The organism is Streptomyces sp. NPDC047028, assembly GCF_040644095.1.
Taxonomy (GTDB): domain Bacteria; phylum Actinomycetota; class Actinomycetes; order Streptomycetales; family Streptomycetaceae; genus Streptomyces.
In genome coordinates this window covers 24,177-40,231 of the sequence record NZ_JBEYVS010000053.1, presented here as the reverse complement: position 1 = coordinate 40,231, position 16,055 = coordinate 24,177, and the positions used below count along the sequence as shown (strand labels likewise).

At 64.2% G+C, this 16,055-nt stretch carries 14 protein-coding genes and 1 pseudogene; 9 read left to right on the top strand and 6 right to left on the bottom strand.

Annotation, left to right across the window (positions count from 1 at the left end):
* Nucleotides 1–264 precede the first annotated feature (264 nt).
* Nucleotides 265–1,047: a hypothetical protein gene (locus ABZ854_RS32485; RefSeq protein WP_361218202.1), complete on the bottom strand. Its 783-nt coding sequence runs from the start codon at nucleotides 1,045–1,047 to the stop codon at nucleotides 265–267.
* 334 nt (nucleotides 1,048–1,381) lie between these two features.
* On the opposite strand from ABZ854_RS32485, the gene ABZ854_RS32480 reads away from it, so the two are divergent.
* Both ABZ854_RS32480 and ABZ854_RS32475 read left to right on the top strand, forming a co-directional pair.
* Nucleotides 1,382–2,134 carry a hypothetical protein gene (locus ABZ854_RS32480; protein WP_361218200.1) on the top strand — a complete coding sequence of 251 codons (753 nt, stop codon included), beginning with the start codon at nucleotides 1,382–1,384 and terminating at the stop codon, nucleotides 2,132–2,134.
* Between the two features lie 119 nt (nucleotides 2,135–2,253).
* Nucleotides 2,254–2,751, top strand: coding sequence for a hypothetical protein (locus ABZ854_RS32475; protein WP_361218197.1), 498 nt, complete (start codon nucleotides 2,254–2,256; stop codon nucleotides 2,749–2,751).
* 224 nt (nucleotides 2,752–2,975) lie between these two features.
* Here ABZ854_RS32475 and ABZ854_RS32470 read toward each other — a convergent pair whose 3' ends face one another.
* On the bottom strand, nucleotides 2,976–3,272 hold the full coding sequence (locus tag ABZ854_RS32470; protein ID WP_361218194.1) for a hypothetical protein: 297 nt from the start codon (nucleotides 3,270–3,272) through the stop codon (nucleotides 2,976–2,978).
* Nucleotides 3,269–3,466 carry a toxin-antitoxin system HicB family antitoxin gene (locus ABZ854_RS32465; protein WP_361218191.1) on the bottom strand — a complete coding sequence of 66 codons (198 nt, stop codon included), beginning with the start codon at nucleotides 3,464–3,466 and terminating at the stop codon, nucleotides 3,269–3,271. Before ABZ854_RS32465 ends, ABZ854_RS32470 begins: the two co-directional genes overlap by 4 nt.
* A gap of 146 nt (nucleotides 3,467–3,612) precedes the next feature.
* Between ABZ854_RS32465 and ABZ854_RS32460 the strand changes: the two genes are divergently transcribed.
* The 4 genes from ABZ854_RS32460 to ABZ854_RS32445 all read left to right on the top strand — a co-directional run bounded on the left by ABZ854_RS32460 (nucleotide 3,613) and on the right by ABZ854_RS32445 (nucleotide 7,122).
* Entirely contained in the window at nucleotides 3,613–3,849 is a 237-nt protein-coding gene (locus ABZ854_RS32460) for a hypothetical protein (RefSeq protein ID WP_361218188.1), read from the top strand.
* Between the two features lie 907 nt (nucleotides 3,850–4,756).
* The gene (locus tag ABZ854_RS32455) at nucleotides 4,757–4,960 is read left to right on the top strand and encodes a hypothetical protein (protein ID WP_361218185.1); all 204 of its coding nucleotides are present in this window, start codon (nucleotides 4,757–4,759) and stop codon (nucleotides 4,958–4,960) included.
* A 176-nt stretch (nucleotides 4,961–5,136) separates the two neighbouring features.
* The gene (locus ABZ854_RS32450) at nucleotides 5,137–6,306 is read left to right on the top strand and encodes a hypothetical protein (protein WP_361218182.1); all 1,170 of its coding nucleotides are present in this window, start codon (nucleotides 5,137–5,139) and stop codon (nucleotides 6,304–6,306) included.
* Between the two features lie 384 nt (nucleotides 6,307–6,690).
* Entirely contained in the window at nucleotides 6,691–7,122 is a 432-nt protein-coding gene (locus ABZ854_RS32445) for an SSI family serine proteinase inhibitor (protein WP_361218179.1), read from the top strand.
* 192 nt (nucleotides 7,123–7,314) lie between these two features.
* Here the strand turns inward: ABZ854_RS32445 and ABZ854_RS32440 are convergent, their stop codons facing one another.
* A complete protein-coding gene (locus ABZ854_RS32440) occupies nucleotides 7,315–7,476 on the bottom strand; it encodes a hypothetical protein (RefSeq protein WP_361218176.1) in 162 nt (53 codons plus the stop codon).
* Nucleotides 7,477–8,400: 924 nt separating this feature from the next.
* On the opposite strand from ABZ854_RS32440, the gene ABZ854_RS32435 reads away from it, so the two are divergent.
* The gene (locus ABZ854_RS32435) at nucleotides 8,401–9,696 is read left to right on the top strand and encodes a hypothetical protein (RefSeq protein ID WP_361218173.1); all 1,296 of its coding nucleotides are present in this window, start codon (nucleotides 8,401–8,403) and stop codon (nucleotides 9,694–9,696) included.
* Nucleotides 9,697–10,152: 456 nt separating this feature from the next.
* On the opposite strand, the gene ABZ854_RS32430 is transcribed toward ABZ854_RS32435, so the two are convergent.
* Nucleotides 10,153–11,652: a trehalose-6-phosphate synthase gene (locus tag ABZ854_RS32430; protein WP_361218171.1), complete on the bottom strand. Its 1,500-nt coding sequence runs from the start codon at nucleotides 11,650–11,652 to the stop codon at nucleotides 10,153–10,155.
* A 539-nt stretch (nucleotides 11,653–12,191) separates the two neighbouring features.
* Between ABZ854_RS32430 and ABZ854_RS32425 the strand changes: the two are divergent.
* Both ABZ854_RS32425 and ABZ854_RS32420 read left to right on the top strand, forming a co-directional pair.
* Nucleotides 12,192–12,368 (top strand): annotated as a pseudogene (locus ABZ854_RS32425) (FAD-dependent oxidoreductase); the annotation flags it as partial.
* Between the two features lie 374 nt (nucleotides 12,369–12,742).
* A complete protein-coding gene (locus ABZ854_RS32420) occupies nucleotides 12,743–13,132 on the top strand; it encodes a DUF6415 family natural product biosynthesis protein (RefSeq protein WP_361218168.1) in 390 nt (129 codons plus the stop codon).
* A 35-nt stretch (nucleotides 13,133–13,167) separates the two neighbouring features.
* On the opposite strand, the gene ABZ854_RS32415 is transcribed toward ABZ854_RS32420, so the two are convergent.
* Entirely contained in the window at nucleotides 13,168–15,807 is a 2,640-nt protein-coding gene (locus ABZ854_RS32415) for a DUF4402 domain-containing protein (RefSeq protein ID WP_361218166.1), read from the bottom strand.
* Nucleotides 15,808–16,055: the final 248 nt, after the last annotated feature.

Sequence of the window (16,055 nt, the reverse complement as noted above, 5' to 3'; positions counted from 1 at the left end):
GTGCAGTTTGGCGCACTCCAGCAGCCCGGCCGAGTCCCGTACGGCGGCGGCGGCCTGGCGGGCCCAACGAGTCCGCGCGGTCTGCTCCGCAGACACGCCGCGCCGCCGCTACGCGGCGGAAAAAAGCGCCGCGCTCCGCGCGGCGCCGGCAGCTCCGCTGCCCAGCGGACAACTCCGTTGTCCTAGACTCGAAATTGCTCCGCAATTTCGAGTAGAACGGAATTCGCTCCGCGAATTCCGTTCAGCTAGGCCGCAACGGGTTGTTCACTCGTTTTGGTCCCCGTCCGCCTGGGCCACGACGTGGGGACTCACGATGGCGCGGCCGACGCTTTGTACCTGAGCCCAGAGAGCATTCGCCTTAGCACCCATGTGTTGCGTGAGCTCGGGCAGCGTTGGCGTCCCTTCCTGGACAGCGGTGTAGGTGACGGAATCGGCGACGTAGCGCCCTGGCCCATCCTCAGCCCAGGCATCCTCCGAGACCCTGCCCTCGACTCTGATCAGCCATTTGGTCGCTTTTTTCTCGACGTATTTCACCGCATCCGGCGTCGACGCCTCCTTGAACATTGCCTCGACTGTGGCGGTCAGCCCCTTCCAGGCTAGTTTGGTTGCCTCATCGAATGTGTGATCTCTATTCGCCCCACTGGTAAGGCAAGTCTGATTGAAGTTTTTCTTTCCGTTGCCGCCGAAATCGGCGTTGATGACGTGCCCCGATACCCAAGTTCCCCCGTAGTGCGCCCTAACGGTCTTGATGCACGACGGGAGGTTAGCATCCGCATCCGACCCCAATCCGCCCGACGAGAGAGGGTGTGCCTTAAGTGACACGTAGGCCCGCTTGCACCCACGCGGGCCGCCGAATGCTTCGCCACCGGCCGCTGGCGCATTATTTTCGATGAGCTGCGCGAATGACTTCCCCGCCTTCGCGCGCTGGGATCGTCGTGAAGCGATGGCGGTTTCGGCCATTTTCTTGACCTTTTTCTTCGTGGCTGGCTTGCCACGAGCTTTGACCTGTACCTTAGCTGCGTTTTTTAGCTTCCTCTTGGGCGTCATTGGTTTCCCGCTCCTTCGCGCAGCATGCTCTTGCAGGTATCTCCGATTCTGTCGGCCCGGGGCCCCATACGCTCGTCCTTCTCAATGCTATCCGTGGCTCCGAGGTGGCTGGGGTCCAAACATTTCTCGTGGCCGATCTATTGCCTCATCGATTTTCCGCAAGTCGGTGATGCCTTGAGAATTGCCGTAGACGGCCATCGCGGCTCCTCCCTTCCTCGTCCAAGCGTGGGCCTGCGCGCTGAGGTGTCGAGCGATGGCCCCAGTACATCCACGCCTGGGCTCGTCGTCCAATGTAGGCACCGGCTGGCCGGGACCGCATCCGAGCCGGCGCCGGGTGTCGCTCGCTCGCGAAGACAGGCAAGCTGAAGTTGCCCCGGCTGCGGGGCGGGACCAGGCTGTATATGAGGATCTCCAGCTGGGCTACTCCCGGCTGGAGGTGTGCCCCAGGGAGTGGGCCCGCGACGCCAACCAGGGCGGCCAGGCCCGCGCGCAGTGGTCAGGAAAGGAAGAAGCAATGTCGAACCCGGTGGAAAGGAAGAAGTCCAGGAGAGGCCCTAAAGAGGAAAAGATGTCTGGGGAGCAGGCTAGGCGGGACAGGGAGGAAGAGGCAATCCGGAGAAGGAAACAGGAGAAAGAGAAGAGGGAGTGGCTGAAGCATGTCTTGGGCGATCGGGGGATCGAACAGGTCCGCTCCGTTGCGAGAGAATTTGTCGAGGAATATCCACGTGACGTCCTCGAGCAGTACGAGAAAGAAAAATTTGTCATGGACGTGGGTGGGGCCGAGGAAGTCCGAGATTCCGCCCCCGAGCGTAAGGAGCTCGACGTCCGCGAGGAGCTCTTTGACCAGGCGTACGTAGTGAGCATGGCCAAGGAGTTGAGCGAGGAAATCATAAACGAAGTGCTGCAGGAAATAATCAGCGAGACTCCCCAGGGGCCTTCCGAGCCCGTGATCTCAGTCGAGGAACTCAGGACCGAGATGGGGAGTGGTCTGTTTGAATTTCGAAGCGAACTGGCGCTCAGTCTGAAGACATTGATCGAGGATATTCTGAGGCAAGGCGATCCCGCGATGACGGAACCTGTGGGCTGACCACGGGGCAAAGGCGCGGGGGTGGGCGGCTCCTGTGGGTCGTCCGGTGGCGGGTGTTGCGGAGCTGATCTATGGCCTCGGGGACGCGCGGTAATCGGAACGTTCGTCAAGAAAGAGGCGTGGCAGTGACTCAACCGGACTGGCAGGACCCAGGCAATGTGAACGAAACGGCCGACGGGAGTGACCTCATCCGCAGGGCGGTCACGTCTCTAACGGACCGAGAGCCGCCGACAGCCGAAATCGTCCAAACACTTAAGGCCCGTTATTCCTCCCCGGCTGCTCCAGCCGGGTGGGAGATCGCCGAGCTGCAGAACGATGACCGCGGCACCCTTTACAGGGAAATCACCACGGGTCGCCTTTTGTGTCTGAAAAGGGGCACCCAAGATTGGCTCCTGCCGCTACCAGCCACTCCCGCGCCGACTGACGTAGAAGCCGGCGTAGGTGCGGCGGTGGTGGATCGACAGCAGCGCATCGAAGACATTCTCGCGGGGATGCCGAAGCCGGAGTCCGGGCCGGGCGCGAGCGAAGCCGCGGATGAGATGAGAAAGGCGATCGCGGTCGTATTCGATGAAGCGGTGGATGGGTTCTTGCAGAGAGATGAAAGCGGGTCGCTCTAGTACTTCAGTCGTATGGCGACCGCTTGGCGACCGCTCCACCGAGTCCGAAGACAAGGCGGTCCAGCTGATGCTGGACCTGCTGAGCCGGACATCGCGCCGGGGGGCGTTCAGCGGCAGGAGGGGGCAACCGTGTGTGGGTGCCGGCCCTCTACGCAAGGGTTGGAGCTCTCGCTGCAGGGGGCTGCCGCGGAGACCCTCGCCGGAGCTCCTCGATCAGGGTCGGGCTACAGGTCGAGGACGGCGCGTAGGGCCTGATCCACGCGGGCCATAGCCACAGGGTCAATCGGGCCATGGAGCTTTGCGCCCTCGAACCGGTCGGTCCGCATTTGGACGATGTTGACAGCGACGGCGGTACAGGGGAGCGGGTCGCCGAACACCACCGACATGGCGGTGTCCGGGTAGCGCCCGCTGTCGTGCAGCACGATCGCAAGGACAGCCCCGTACGACTGTTCCAAGCCGGTCAGGCTGATGATCAGGACGTTGCGGCCATCGGCGAGGGTCCAAATTTCACCGCGATTCACAGGGTGTCGCCCTCGCCCGTGAGGTCGTCACCGAGGCCGAGCGCAGCGAGCTGCTGCGCGGCGTCCAGGGTGGCGGCACGGCGGGCGGCGCGCACTACGTACGCGTTCACGCTCAAGCCGGCCTCGGATGCGGCCGCCTTGATCGAGGGGGCAAGTTCATCGGGGATGCGCAGGGTCATAGTGGTGACAGGCATGATTGCATACTAGCCACCGAATGACGGTGGCATAAGACGGTTGCGTCGATCGTCCATCCATCACTCGCGCTTCAAAGAAGGGGGAAGACCATCCTGGGCCGTGTCACCCCAGCGATGACGCATTGACAGATTGTGTGACTGTCTGAGTGACCGACGGCAGGATGCTCGTTTGCGTCACGGTGCCGGCAGCAGAGGGCGGGGTGACGGTTATCGTGACGAGGGAAGTCACGGGCGCCGGGGTGACGGTCACGGTGACGGTCTCTGTCGGTGAGGGCGGCACTGTTTCGGTGACGGTCGAGGTGACCGGCGCGGGAGTGATCGATTCGGTGACGGTCGCGGTCAGAGACGCCGCGGTGACAGTCACCGGCACCGTGACCGTCTGAGTGATGGTCTGGGTGGGCGGCGAGGCCGTCACCGTTGTCGTCACGGGCGACGCCGTGGTGGTCACTGTCACCGGCACGGTGACAGTCTGTGTGGGGCCGGACGCGGTCACGGTGTGAGCCACGGAGGCGGTTACGGTGACCGTGGCAGTGGGCTGAAGTGAGCAGATTTTGGTATGCGGTGTGCGATGCCAGTGTCCCGCGTGACACGAGGAGTGCTTGCCGCCCGGCTGGTGCCGTAAGGCAACTGCGGCCTTCGAAGCCGTATGGGCCGTGTTGTCGTGATCCGCCGAGACACCGGCCGTGGTCAGTCCGACCACCCCCAGCACACATGCGGTGGTCAGAGCTGCGATTCCCACCGGAAGACGTCGTGTTCCGTGGAGAGCCATGACAGTGACCTCAGCTGGACGGAGTGTCTGCTGATTCCAGCCTACGCCGTTGTGTTGCCCATGCGATGGCCACCCTGTTCACTGCCGCTACCGCCAGTCCGGGGGTTCTGTCCACGAGAAATATTGATGGCGAACACCGTCAACACCTCGGCGGGTTCCCAGCTCTCAGCGGCCCTGCGCTGCGGTCGGCGGTCGGGCGGGCATGAGGCGATACTGGAAGGAACGGTGCCCCGGCATCGGTGAGTACGCGGGCAGCAGATGCACGGATCGCCCGAGAGGTTGCCGATCGTGGTGGCGTGGTGACGAGCTGCTGGGGCGGCTCGCCTTTCGCGGACACGGGCAGGAGGGAAGGAACGATGTCCCATCCGGTTGGCAGGCCGCAGGCGCCACATGCTCCGGCTTCCACTGCCCCGAGCGGCAGTCGCTCTCGACTGCCGGAGAACTACGACACACCAGCGGGCCTCGACGTGGCCGGGCCTGTCCTGCAGTTCACGGCGACGGACCCGCCGTCCGACGCCGTCGTGTCGAAGCTGCGCCTCATGCTGCGGAAGGTCGCCGGCCGGCCTTCTGAGGACACCGAGGCCACCGCCGCTCTGGCTCAGTGGTATCGCGATGGTGTGGCCACCCTCCGCGAGGCCGCCGCAGCACAAGGGATCTCCCTGGACGGCGTCACCACCGAAGAACTCATGGGGCTTCTTGACGCAGAGGCACAAAAGCAGAGATAGGCGGCGCTGTTCTGGAGTGCTTTGCGCTCGCTGGTAAGCCGCTGCGCCGGTCCGGCCCTCAGGTATCGCCGGCTCCGCTGCCCGTGCATCGCGCGGACCGGGACCACTGCGGACGGCCCACCCATCCCGCACCGAGGCCGTCGACTCCGAATCATGGCGAAGAAGAAGGTGCATCCATGACGTCGCCGCCACCTCAAGACTGGCTGACCAGGTTGATGGGCACGCTGCGTTCCTATGTCTCCTCGAACCCGCGCCCCCAGACTTCCCGCGCGTCCGAACCGCAAGCACGGCAACAGGCAAGTCGCCACGAGGAGCGGAAGCAGCAGCCTCACGACCTGACGCTCGATGAGTTCGAGCAACTGGCAGATCAGTTCGTTATTCCCGGACGGCAGCAGGAGACCAAGCTCGTGCGGTCCTACAGCCCGGCCGTGGTGCGCGACGCGCCCCCTGACCAAGGGGAGGAGGTGGAGGAGGAGAAGACCGTCCATGCCCCCGAGCAAGAGGAGAAGTCCGGGTCCTCCCTGGCACAGCCTCGGTGCGGCGCCTTCTGCGGTGAGGACCTGGACTTCGAAAGCGGCGCCGGTGAGAAGGCCGTCATGCGCTGTCCTGACGGAAACAGTGCACAACATCGGGCGACGGGCCCCTTCTTCCACCGCGACTGTTTGGTCTCACCCGGTGGACTGTGTGGTGGGTGCAGGTTCCCGATCAGCGATGACCGCTACTGGGTGAAAAAGCCGAGCATTCCGACGACGAAACCTCCGGAGGTCTGGGCGGACAGGACGGCTGCTCGGTGGCAGGCCGCGTTCGTGCAGGAACAAGAGGGGCAACTCTGCTATGCCACCTCGGCGTCGGCTGTGTGGCAGGCTTTCGGCCATCCTGCCAAGACGCCGAGGGAATGCGCCCACGACTTCGCCTACAGCCACTTCGGTGAGGGTCGCTTCGCCGACTACAAGAGGGAGTACGACGGTCTGCGGTTTACTTATCCAGGGTGGACCGTGCGGCAGCGCCAGGCCCGTATGAGTCAGGACGCGATCGAGGAACTGACATACACGCAGGGTGAGCCCATCCTCACGGGGATAGGCGTGAGCACGACCAGGAGGAACACCATCGCATTCGCTGCACCGGGTGGCTCCCAGGACCGGGTCAACATCCGAGGCGCGGTCGACGACAACAAACTCATCATGGCAGGAAGCAACAATCACTGGGTCGTGGTGTTCGGCTACGGGACCTCCGACAGAGGGGGACAACGAGTCGACTACTTCGATCCCATCGACGGAAGTGCTCGCCAAGAGAGCTATGGGGCATTCATCAGCGAGTTCGGTGAGGAATGCATCGTCGTCGGCTGAACCGGAGCGACCGGCACCTGTGAAGCGGGAGCGCCCTCGGTCAGCGGCCGGCGGGCACGGAAGGTGACCGCCGCCCGCCGGTGAACGTGGAGAGGTATGCGGGCTCGAGTGAGCTCTTTCGGACAATCCGCGAAGCCTGGGGGATCAACTCTGCCGTTGTTTCCCCTTCTCGCGACTAGCGTCATTCACACTCAACTATTCGTGAATGACGATCTTCATCGACGGGACAGCGGTCTGACCTGTACACATCATGTTCACACGGCCCGTACGACCTGGGTGCGTCTGAAACGCGCTCTGCCGACTGGCCTTTGACGGTTGCTCAGGTGAAGCTTCTCGCGGCCCGGACGCCCTCCCGGGCTTCCCGTTCCGAAAGAAGGAGCTGTCATGCGCCTGCGTCTTGCCGGTGGCGTCATAGCCGCTGCCAGTCTGATCACTGCCACTCTCGTCACGACCTCCGTCACGGCAACCGCCGCGCCGACGAGCCTCTACGCCCCTTCCGCGCTCGTCCTGACGATGTCCTACCCCGGCGGAACCACCGACACTGCGGCTCGTGCCGTCACGCTCAGCTGCGCGCCAAGAGCAGACGGGACCCATCCCGACGCCATCGATGCCTGTGCGGAACTCCGTAGTGTGCACGGACAGCTCGACGCCCTCGTCCCCCCGGCATCGGACCAGGCCTGTACGAACCCCTCGTCACCGGTCACCATCACGGTCGACGGCGTCTGGCAAGGGACCCACACGTCCTGGAAGCACGCGTTCGCCAACTCCTGCGAGATGAACAACGTCGCAACGCAGAGCAGTCTCTTCAACTTCTGAGCCCCGGGGGCGTCCACCGACCTCAGTTCGTCCAATTACGGTGAGGTACCGGCCCGCGGGGCCGGCGCCTCACTCATTTGCTTGCGTTTGCAACCATCGAACGCCGGTGCATCCGCCAGCCGCAAAAACGATGCCCCTGGCGACCACGCAGAGATCATTGCCTGATTCGCCGGGGAACTTCGGCCCAGAGGACTACTCGCCGCTGATCCGGCTCTCAAGAACTGCGATGCGCTCCTCGTAATCGGCAAGGAGCGCGGCCAGTCTTCTCACGCTGTGCGACTGATATTCGCTCCTGGGCGATGCATCCGCCGGCAGGCACTCCAGCAACAGAGTCTCGATTTCATATGCGTCCATCGAAGTGACCACTCCTCACGCGTATCCGCCGCTGTCACCGACCGTACACACAGGGGTTAGGCGCAGCGCGCTGAGCCGGGCCATCAGCGAATGGCGCTCGCCGGATCCACCAGGACCGGGTCGCCGTGTCTTCGACCTGGCTGCCGAGGTTCGGGGGAAACCGGCATGCGGGTCCGGGAGGCCGTCATACGGTACGCCCCTGGAGATGCGGGCTTGCATCGGTGCAGATGCGGCCCCGGTCACGCTCCGGGACGTCTTTGCTCTTCCTGGACCCGTGCAGGTGCGGTCGCGTCCCCTTTGGAGTCTGCGTGGGGATGACGACGTTGAACGATCCGGGAGAGAACGCGGCGTCCCGCACGGATCATGACCATGAACCCAACCATGGCAGCGCCCTCTCCAAGTGAAGTCTCGGGTCACCCAGGACTGTCAAGGGCATTCACCTCGCAAGGTCAGCCTATATCCACGCGCATGGGCGTGCTGTGTATGGGTTTCAATTCGCCGTATGGGGTTCCATTCGTCACGGGCGAGGACGTTGTGGTTCATGGGGAGGTATGACGCCACGAGGCAGTCGCGGCGGTCCTGCCGTCGAAGGGACCGGCCGGGGGTCGCTCGTCGACAGGCGGCGACGAGCGGGTCGCCGCGAGCCGAGCACCGATGGCGGCCCGACAGGTGGATGAGCGCCTCGGTGTGGGCCGGGGTGGTCGCGGGAGGCGCTTGCTGTCGAGGGTTGAGGCATGCCTGCCCGATGGGGCAGCAAGGGTTGCTTTACAGGTGTCCCGGTGGCTTCTTGATCCAGTGTCTGGGGAATGCGAATCTCCCTAGGAAAGGATGGCTCTGACGATCAGAACAGGAAGCGCGTCTCGCCAACGGAGTGGTTCCATCACCCTGAGTACTTGGCTGTTGGATTTAGAAGGAGCAATCCACGTGGCTACACCAGAAGATCCCACAAGCCGCACGCCGCCGCAGACCGATCTTTGGCCTTCGACGCAGACAGCTGTTTCCCGTGCTGTGGAGAGCTTCGTAAGAGAACAGCCCCCATCTTTTGACCTGGGAGCGTTTCGCGAAGTCGAATGGATCACGAGTGATAGCGAACCTCAGACTCAGGAGCGAGAAGAGGAGGAAGAGGAAAAGGAGATCGGGAGAATGATTCCGGATTCGACGACGGGGTCGGGCGGTGGTTTCAACCTGGATGCACATATGTCGAGCAGGAGCGAATGGGTCACGGATTACAGCCAACCCGGTACTCGGGATCAAGAGGAATTTGAGACCACGACGTCGGAATCCAGGACACATGAGGTCAAGGAGTCCGAGTCCGAGCGAAAGATGGGGGGGAACGTGGATGAGCTAGCGAGGAAGAAGTACCTGCAGGAAACTGTCCCAACGCTTCTCCAAAAAGAGGACTGCCCCATCTGCTTGGAGACCCTATTTCCTGTCACGGACAAGCCAGTTGTCAAGTGTCCCAACTGGCAGCGCCCGGTGCACGCAATAAATAATACCGGGTTCCTCTATCACAGAGAGTGCACAAAAGAGTGTTGGATGTGCGAATACCCGCTGGACCAGGAAGGGTGTCTCGTCGACGCTCCGGACGCTATTCCCGCCGCCATCTCGGACGATGACTCTCAGGAATTTCGCCAAGTCGCTGCCAGGTGGCAGAATTCCTACGCCCAGAAGCAGTTGCTAAAAGGCTCCACGTGTTATGCAGCGGCCATGTCCATCGTCTGCAGCGCATACGGACTCCCCAGAAGTCAAGAACAATGTGTCATAGACGACATCCTCGTGAGAGAGAAAGGATCAAAGGACCGAGCGAAATGGGACTGGCACTATGCGGCGGCGGTGAAGCGACTGAACGCAGACCCCGGGGTGAAGGAAGTCTGGAATGAGATAGTAAAGAATGGAAATTCGCTCGACGCCCTGCAGGATAATACGGGGGGATCCCCGCAGTTCGAAGCGGCCGGACTGCTTGGTGAGGGCCATGAACCGTTCTCATTCGGCGGAGACGAAGACGTAACCGTCAAGAAAGTGATCGCGGACAACCATCTCTTTATGATCGCCAGGCCCGCGTCGAGCCACTACTATGTGGTTGTCGGATATGTGGAGAGGGGGAATGACAAGCGCCTCATTGTTTGCGACCCCATCGACGGCTCGATAGGCGACCGGTTGACATACAAACATTTCGCCGAAGGCAAAGGCACAGCTTGGATTGTAGTGTCAGAACGGTAGGGGACGTTCGAGAGAGCGGCGACGCGATGTTCTATCGCCCGTCAGGAAGCGCAGCCGTGGTGTGCTGCCCGCCGCATGGCGAGGATGACGTCCTCGGCGGTGCGGCTGGGAGCGTCGTTCCAGAACGGGAGGCTCCATCCGATCTCCCTCTCCAGCCGCTCCTGCGCGTCACAGGCCAGAGAAATCAGCTCGTCCGCCGGCCCTTCGTGAGCGATGGTCGCCGATCCCCACACGGCTCGGTATAGGGCGCCCACAGCACACACAGGTGCCGTCTTGGAGTGCGCACGTCCCTGTTCCCCGGTATCCGCGGGGCCTGCGGCACAGACCTTGTACAGGCTGCCCTGGTGCCAGCCATCCCTTTCGATCAGGGCAGCCGCCGTCAGCAGGAGTTCCTCGGGAGTCACGTCGTTCTCTCGCAGCGGTGGTCGATGGTGAGCGTGTTTGCTTCAGGGGCCCTCACGCGACCATCGCGGCGCGCGGGAGGGCTGCGACGTTCGGGAGATCTGGCTCGTGTCCACCGTCACCCAGCACGGTGAGGAATGAGTGAGCCCAGCGGTGGACGTCCCGTTCGAAGACGTGCCGCCGCAGGCATCCCATGCGGCTCCGGGCGTCGGCTTCATCCAGCTCCAGCGCTGCGGCCATGACGTCTTTAAGCTCGCTGAGATGGTAGGGATTGACCAGCAGCGCCCGGGTGAGTTCATGTGCGGCGCCGGCGAACTCACTGAGCACCAGTGCCCCGCCGAGATCGGGGCGGGCGGCAATGAACTCCTTCGCCACCAGGTTCATGCCGTCTCGCAACGGCGTCACCAGCATGACGTCGGCGGCGCGGTACAGGGCGGCGAGTTCGGTGTGATCGACGGTGGTGTGCATGTAGTGCACGGGAACCTGACCGACCTGTCCGAACGTCCCGTTGATCTGCCCGACTTGCGCTTCGATGCGGGCGCGCCGGAGCCGGTAGTGCTCGACGCGTTCTCTGCTCGGCGTGGCGATCTGGACCAGTACGGTGTCTTTCGCGGCGGCCCGGCCGTCGGCCAGCAGTCCTTCGAAGGCGCGCAGCCGTTGGTCGATGCCCTTGGTGTAGTCGAGGCGGTCCACCGCCAGCATGATCTTCCGGGAGCCGCCCAGTTGACGACGAATCTGCCGTGCTCGCTCACGAACGACTTTGCTGCGGGCCAGCTCTTCCATGGCTGACGCATCGACGGAGATCGGGAAGGCACCGACGCTGACTTTCCTGCCGCCGCTGAGCACCTTGCCCAGGAGGGGCGGCCGCTGTGCCTCACGCACGCTTTCGTGGCCGCGCAGCCTGCTGACCAGGTGCAGGAAGTTACGGGCGCCGCCGGGCAGCTGGAAGCCGATCAGGTCGGCTCCGAGGATGCCGTCCATGATCTGGGTGCGCCAGGGAAGCTGGAGGAAGAGTTCAGGCGGAGGGAAGGGGATGTGCAGGAAGAAGCCGATCCGCACATCGGGGCGCAGCGCCCGAAGGAGCGCCGGGACCAGCATGAGCTGGTAGTCCTGAACCCAGACGGTCGCTCCTGGGGCGGCGAGCGCGGCAGCCTGCTGAGCGAAGCGCTGGTTGACGCGCTGGTAGCTGTGCCACGATGACTGGTCGAAGTCCGGCGGCACCATCACATCGTGAAACAGCGGCCACAGTGTGGCGTTCGAGAAGCCCTCGTAGTACTCCCGGTACTCGTTCTCGCCCAGCGGCACGGCCTGCATGTGGATTTCTTGGTCGGGAAGGGCGGCTTCCGTGACCTGGGTGGTGGTCCCGGCCCAGCCCACCCAGGCGCCGCGCCGGGCACGCAATATGGGTTCGAGGGCGCTGACCAGTCCTCCCGGGCTGCGTCGCCAGCGCGGTGCGCTCGGGTCGCACGTGTCCAAGTGGAGGGGCAGCCGGTTGGCGACGACGACGAAGTCGGCCTGGGAGGCCGTGGACTGACAGATGCTGGGTGTGTCCACGTCGTACTTTCTTTCTTGGCCGGCCAGCCCGGGGCTCAGCCGCGTGCATGGGTTATGGGCGTCTTAGAACGGCAGGCCACGCTTTCCAGTAACCTGCCGGCGGCGAAACCCCGACTCTCCACTGAATATCAAGCGAGGGCTCGCCTGTTTTCTCGGGGTACTGCCGAGGGGTGCGGTCCCTCCGCTCTAAGTTTCCCGCACCCCTCGGCCTCCCCGACGGCACCGTGCCGTTTGTTCGTCAGGCGTTCCGGGGGAGGTCAGCCTGGTCGAACAGCGGGCAGAGACACCGAGGTGGCCGGTCGGCTCCACACGGTCTCCGAGTGCGTTTCGAGGCACAGTCCGCGCTGGCGTCATCCGCAGACTATTCGCCCTCGCGGTGCAATGAGATTCTATGCGTGTGACAGGTAAAGACCCGTTAAGGGGTATGGCTTTCCCGCATGAAATGCACCGTGACGCGCTGTCCCTTCGGAGGCCGGCGAGTTAGGGGTTCCGGGGGCCGCGAACAACGGAACTCCGTTCGGACCGGAGCGGGCAGTGGGGTGGACTGCCCGCCGAAGCAGTCCGGTCGCACGGGGAGTGCCTGCTGCGTCGGAGGGGGCCACAACGGCCTGGTCGCCGCCGTGCGAGACCTCGGGCTGGACTTCCGCGTCCGGGGCCGCACCATCGCGTCGTACACGCCGGTGGAACGTGGCGGCCGGCCCACCGGGCTGCTCGTGGCGGCGGGGAGTGAGCGGGGTTGCCGGGGCACAACGCGGCAATAGCCGTGCTGGAGGCCACCGGCTGAAGCGCTCTGGGAGCCGCGGTCCTCGCTCCTTGCGCGCCGGTGACTCGTCCCGGCTGTCAGCTCCGGTCCTCCTCGGCCAGCGCGTCGACCGGTGCGCCGTTCTCGGCCACCAGGGCCTGCGCGGCGGCCGACGGCCCCCGGAGTTGACCGTCCGTTGAGGAAACGGGCGGGGCCGGACGTATGCATCCCTGAAGAACCGTTACCGGCGGCCTTCCGTGCCGTCCCCGACGGTTGTGGCCTCAAGTGCAGGGCAGGGGCACTGAGTTGATGGAATGTGCGTCGCTGGGACGAGCAGGTGGTGTGCTGGTGAACATACCCAGGAAGAGCGATCCTGAGTTGCTGCCGGCGGACATCGCGACGATGCGGGAGACAGCAGACATGTTGCTGGGGCCGGATATCACCCCGACGGCGGCGCCTCCCCCTCCGGAGGAGCTGGACACCATCACCGTAATGCTGCGGGGGCACCTGGAGTTGCTGATCGCCGAGGCGAGTGCGGCCATCGGGTATCTGCCGGAGACCGGTGTCCTCCGGAACTGCGCGGTTGCCTGCATCGGCGAGGCTCGCCGTAAGCTCGCCACCGGGCCCAGCCGGCGAGACGGGGGACCGATGGCTCATGCCCGCCGGTTGGCACGTGTACTGCGAGCACTGTGCGACCACTACGAGAACGCGGGCGCGGCTGTTGTTCCGTGGAGGTAGCCGGCAAATCCGTCTGTACCGAGCGCCGGGCTGCCTCAATCCGTACGGTGCGTCGTGCCGCCGTTGGTGGTGGTGATCGTGGCCGATTCGCTGAGGTTCACGGTGCCGCCGTTCAGGACGGCGACCGTGGCCGACTCCCTGGCGGTAACCGTGCCGCCCTCGACGGTGTCGACCCTCGAGGAACCATCGGCGGTCACGGTGCCGCCATTGACGGTGGTCACCCTCGCGTTCTCGTCGAGGAGCACCGTGGCGCCGTCGTTGACGGTGGTGACGGTGGCCGCACCGTTGGCGCTCACGGTGCCGCCGCTGACGGTGTCCACCACTGATGAGCCCTTGGCAAACACGCTGCCGCCGGTAACGCTGCCGACCCTCGCTGTACCGCTGGTACTCACGACGCCGCCGGACACGCTGGTGACCGTGGCCGAGGCCTCCACCTCCACATTGCCTCCGGACACACTGATGGTCACGGCCCCAGGAGCGCCGTAGACGAACACGGAATGTGTGCCGGTTCGACTGACGCGGAGCGTCTCGCCACGCGTGTCGACGACGTGGATCTCCCCATCACCGGAGGAACCTGACAGGGCGTCGAATTCCGCCTGCGTCCTCGCGCGCCAGGCCGATGCGCCCCTCCTTCGAGGAGTCTCCCGCTGGAAGGGGTGTTCCACACCCGGGGCCGTGATCCAGAGGTTCTCCGGGCGCTGGAGCAGTATGCCGATTTCGGGCTGAGCGACATCCAGCGCCGATCTGCGCTCCTCGGACAGCAGGAGCCAGGCATTGCCTTCTCCTTCTGTGGCACCTCGCTGGAAGATCTTCACCCAGTTCTTGGCAGGCGCAAGGGTTCGACCCAACTCGGGATGGGCGTAGATCTGATCGGCCTCCCATGGTTTGAGCCCTGCCGTGGCGGTCTCTTTCGTCTCGAGGTCGGTGAACGTACGCGGCGTTTCGCGCTTGGCCACGAATGAGGGGTCGCTTGACCAACCCATGGGGGCAGTGCAGGCGGTGAGGATCACCGTACCGGTCAGTCGGGCGAGCAGGCCGGTGCAATGGTGAACACCCGTGCTCCTGTCACACGTCGCCCCGTATCCGTTGCACAATGTGATGCCGCTTTCCAGGGTGACCGGCCCCGGCGGCGCTCCGGGAGGATCGGATGCCTTGGCCACCGCAGGAACGGAACCCACCAGGATCACCTTGCGCAGGATCGGCCGGGAGGTGCTCTCCAGGAAACGATTGAGCCGCACCGTCTCGTTCGGGTTCCCCGCGGACAGCGACAGGTTCGGGATCATCTCCTTGGGCCGGTACGTGCGCACCGCCTTGAGCTCCCCCACCGCCGCCTCCACCCCCATCCCTATGGCGACGAAGGAATCCTCCTCCGTCAGGGTACGGATCTCGCAGCCGTCCGGTACGAACGTCTGCTGGTTCGGTTTGTAGACTCCGTGCCCAATCACCACCAGCTCATTGCGCACGCTGCTCTTCGCGCCTTTGACTTCGCGTGGACCGGGGGCCTGGTACTCCTCCAGGGCGACGGCGGCCTGCCGAAGCAGTTCCGACATTTCACGGGCCCGTCCCTGCCCCTTCTGCCAGCCACGTATCTCGCCGACGGCCGAGGTGAAGGCCGTCTGCTGCCGCCTTGCCTCGGTGGTCATCCTCCCGTGGACTGCCGTCTGGTAGCCGCGCAGGGCCCGGGCAAAGTCACCTTCGTACTCGGCCAGCTTTCCCCAGGCGGGGCTTTCCGCCGTCCTCTTCAGCCGCTCGACGTCCTCTCCGTGCTCGCGGATCAGCTCTTGCGTCCAGTCGACGGCGCCCTTCAGCTGCTCCATGTCGGGTGTCTCGGATTCCTGGGGGTCGACACCGTGCCGGAGCCAGGCGCGAAGCAGGGCCACTCTGCGCTCGTAGGCCGATACCTCCTGGCGGAGCGACTCAAGTTCCTCGGGCTCCATGGCCTTCACCGTCTCGCGCACAGCCGCTACGTGGACAAGCAGGGAACCCACGCTCGAAACGAAATCGCGCTCTGCCGTGGGATCGGCCGAGAGCATTTTCTCTTCCCTCTCGGCCGGCACCCCGTCTTTCACCTCTGCGAGGCGTCCGCCTTCGTCTGCCCCCTGCAGGGGACGACGCGTAAATGTCTGCTTCTTTTTCGTGAAATTGAGCAATTGGCTGATCTGAGAATCGGTGACGCTGCCGGTGACCTCTATCTGAAGCTCACCCCGGTTGCGCCCCAAGCGTTTACCCTTCTGCGTTTTAGTGATTTTCCCTCTGGCTACTGTCCTGAGCTCACGGGGCCACTGACGGGGTGGATTGAGCAGGATGATAGCCAGCCCCTGGTCCTGTGGCAGGGCTTGGACGGAAAAGCTGACACTGCCCCCTTCGGGCACTCGTTTCAGTGCATCGATGTTGTGTGTCCGCAAATCACGCATAGGTAGTTTGACAGGTGGCCGTTTTTCTTCGGCCACCCGGGGGGAGGTTCGCTCCGAGGCAGCCGGTGCCGATGCCGCCTGCCGGTACACCAGGATCGCCTGGGGGGTGTTAGGGGCCGCCGGCAGACGGGCCACGATTCGTGCGACCGCTTCGTGGTCCACAGGAGTCGCGTGCACCTCCTGGGGGGACGTGTCATCGTCCTCTGCTGGTTCCAGGAAAGGGATTTCTTCATTGCCCACGGAAACCTGGTCATCAGACATTTTCGCCCCTGAATCAAAAGTGCAGGGTAACCGTGCATTTTTGCGCGGAACGCAATCGATCGAACACAGCAGGTCACGTCGCCGTGTCCGTGCGGCGCGAGCGGCGTCGTCCGGTCTCCCAGATGATTTCTCAGTGTCCCACCGCCGGACGGGGGGGCGCCAGTTCGGCCGGCCCACGCTGTTCACGGTCGTCAGCGTGACAACGGCGCGCCAGACGCCGGCCCTACGGCGGCCGGTTTCACGCCGGC

What these genes read in the sequence shown, in the direction of transcription:
- ABZ854_RS32415 (WP_361218166.1), bottom strand. Translation starts at nt 15,807, where the DNA reads ATGTCTGATGACCAGGTTTCCGTGGGCAATGAAGAAATCCCTTTCCTG.
- ABZ854_RS32450 (WP_361218182.1), top strand. Translation starts at nt 5,137, where the DNA reads ATGACGTCGCCGCCACCTCAAGACTGGCTGACCAGGTTGATGGGCACG.
- ABZ854_RS32440 (WP_361218176.1), bottom strand. Translation starts at nt 7,476, where the DNA reads ATGGACGCATATGAAATCGAGACTCTGTTGCTGGAGTGCCTGCCGGCG.
- ABZ854_RS32465 (WP_361218191.1), bottom strand. Translation starts at nt 3,466, where the DNA reads ATGCCTGTCACCACTATGACCCTGCGCATCCCCGATGAACTTGCCCCC.
- ABZ854_RS32485 (WP_361218202.1), bottom strand. Translation starts at nt 1,047, where the DNA reads ATGACGCCCAAGAGGAAGCTAAAAAACGCAGCTAAGGTACAGGTCAAA.
- ABZ854_RS32445 (WP_361218179.1), top strand. Translation starts at nt 6,691, where the DNA reads ATGCGCCTGCGTCTTGCCGGTGGCGTCATAGCCGCTGCCAGTCTGATC.